General features: G+C 63.6%; 3 protein-coding genes. 1 reads left to right on the top strand and 2 read right to left on the bottom strand.

What is annotated here, in order from left to right; all coding sequences use genetic code 11:
* Nucleotides 1–39: 39 nt before the first annotated feature.
* Nucleotides 40–318, bottom strand: coding sequence for a hypothetical protein (locus GOOTI_RS26450; RefSeq protein ID WP_007237386.1), 279 nt, complete (start codon nt 316–318; stop codon nt 40–42).
* A 12-nt stretch (nt 319–330) separates the two neighbouring features.
* Nucleotides 331–960 carry a TetR/AcrR family transcriptional regulator gene (locus tag GOOTI_RS04480; RefSeq protein ID WP_051997857.1) on the bottom strand — a complete coding sequence of 210 codons (630 nt, stop codon included), beginning with the start codon at nt 958–960 and terminating at the stop codon, nt 331–333.
* Between the two features lie 61 nt (nt 961–1021).
* On the opposite strand from GOOTI_RS04480, the gene GOOTI_RS04475 reads away from it, so the two are divergent.
* Entirely contained in the window at nt 1022–1651 is a 630-nt protein-coding gene (locus tag GOOTI_RS04475) for a DUF998 domain-containing protein (RefSeq protein ID WP_138985162.1), read from the top strand.
* Nucleotides 1652–1809 lie beyond the last annotated feature (158 nt).

Genomic DNA, 1809 nt, shown 5'->3' with positions numbered 1-1809 from the left:
TGTGACTTGCGGCGATAAGTGTCGTGGTTCCCGCGTCGATTATCGTCCGATGAGGAGTGCTTCTTGGGCGGCGTCGACGGCCTCGGGGATGAGGCGCGTTTGCTTGTTGATGTCGAGTATGCGATTGAAGAAGCAGATCGTCGAGTTGGAGAAGGCGAACGAGATCCTCCGGTCAGTGAGCATGTTTTTCGCGACCGAGCTCGGCCGCCCCTCGTAGAGATGATCGCGTTCGTCGACAAGATGCGTGGTCGTTTCGGGGTCGAGCTCGTTTGCCGTGTGATGCGGCAGGCCGAGGTGGGTTCCCCATGTGGGATGCACGCCACCTCTCGGTCAACTGGCCGGATCTCCGCCGCTCAGGTGGGCGAAGTGGCGACGGACGATGGTGGCGGCGCGGTGCGGCGGCATCCGGTCGGGCTCGGAGGCTCGAGCGACTGCGAGACCGTCGAGGACGGCGAGCAGATGCCCGGCTTCCTCGGCCGCGTCGAGCTGTGGGAAGAGGTCGGCGATGAGGCCGCGCAGGTAGTTCTCTGTCAGTGACCATCCGGCAGCAAAGGCATCGGCGACGGCGCCACACTGCGTAGCCTTCGCTGCGAACCACAACCAGACGATCGTGGCGTTAGTGTCCCCGGCCTCTCCATCGGGAGCCTCAATCGCGTTGGCCAGGAGTTGACAGAAGGCGAGGAATGCAGCAGCTGCCCCCTCCTCGGCCAGCACCCGATGGGTCAACTCTTCAGCACGCGACTTGAACTGGGCGGTTACGTGATTGGCGGCGGCGACCAACAGAGCATCCTTGGTGGCGAAATGATACTGAACGGCACCAATAGAGACACCTGCCTCAGCAGCCACTCGCCGCACTGACAGGCCGTCAAGACCGTCACGGACCAGCACTTGCACGACAGCGTCCATCACCAGCTCCCGGACGGAGTTGCGGCCACTTCCGGTCATTGCTACGGTATCCATACGTTCGTATGGTACATGAGGGGACGTAGTGAATCGATACCGCGCCGGAGCCGTGGCTTGGATGGCCAGCGCTGTGATATTCCCTGTGCAGCTGCTGGTCGCGCTGCGGTGGCCCCAGGGGTACTCGGTGACGCACAACGCCATCAGCGACCTCGGGGTCGTCGGTTGTGGGCAATTCTCCGAACAGGGCCAACAGGTGCGCGACGTTTGCTCTCCATGGCATCCGCTGTTCAACGCCGGCATGGCCGCATCCGGTGTGCTGATCATGATCGGCGCGATCTTGATGTACGGCTGGTGGGACAGCCGCTCAGGTCGAGCTGGGATGATCTTGATGGCGCTGACCGGGCTCTTGGTCTCGATCGTCGGCCTGGCGCCGTGGGACATATATCCCGGGGCGCACGATAGTGCCGCACTCGGCCAAGCGGTCGCACAGTGGCTGGCAATGGGCATGCTCGCCGCAGCTGCTGGGCCGGGGCGCTTCCGCCAGCTCACAATTGTGGCCTTGGTGGTGTCAATAGTCGGGTTCGCAGCGTTCCTCGCGGCGCTGGAGGGGGCCGAGGTGCCTTGGTTGGGGCTCGGCGGCGCCGAACGGATCTCCTTTGACACGCTTAGCCTCTGGACGGCCCTTGCCGGTGTAGCTCTCATGACAAGCCGCGGAGTTCGCGATAAGGCTTCAACCAGCGCCTGCTGACAGATCGTCGGTCCAAAACAGAAGGGGGCTCACCGTTCCCGCTACGTGTTGGCGATCGTCTTGCGGGACGCCGTCCCGCAGTCATCGCTCCGGAGCCACAACGACGGGGCCGCCATCGAGCGTCGGAAGATCCCCGCCAATGAGCGGACGAAGTCACA

Origin of the sequence: Gordonia otitidis NBRC 100426 (assembly GCF_000248075.1) — a bacterium.
Lineage (GTDB): Bacteria > Actinomycetota > Actinomycetes > Mycobacteriales > Mycobacteriaceae > Gordonia > Gordonia otitidis.
Note: the sequence above shows the minus strand (reverse complement) of the source record. Positions and strands in the feature narration are given on the sequence as shown.

What these genes read in the sequence shown, in the direction of transcription:
- GOOTI_RS04480 (WP_051997857.1), bottom strand. Translation starts at nt 960, where the DNA reads ATGGATACCGTAGCAATGACCGGAAGTGGCCGCAACTCCGTCCGGGAG.
- GOOTI_RS04475 (WP_138985162.1), top strand. Translation starts at nt 1,022, where the DNA reads ATGGCCAGCGCTGTGATATTCCCTGTGCAGCTGCTGGTCGCGCTGCGG.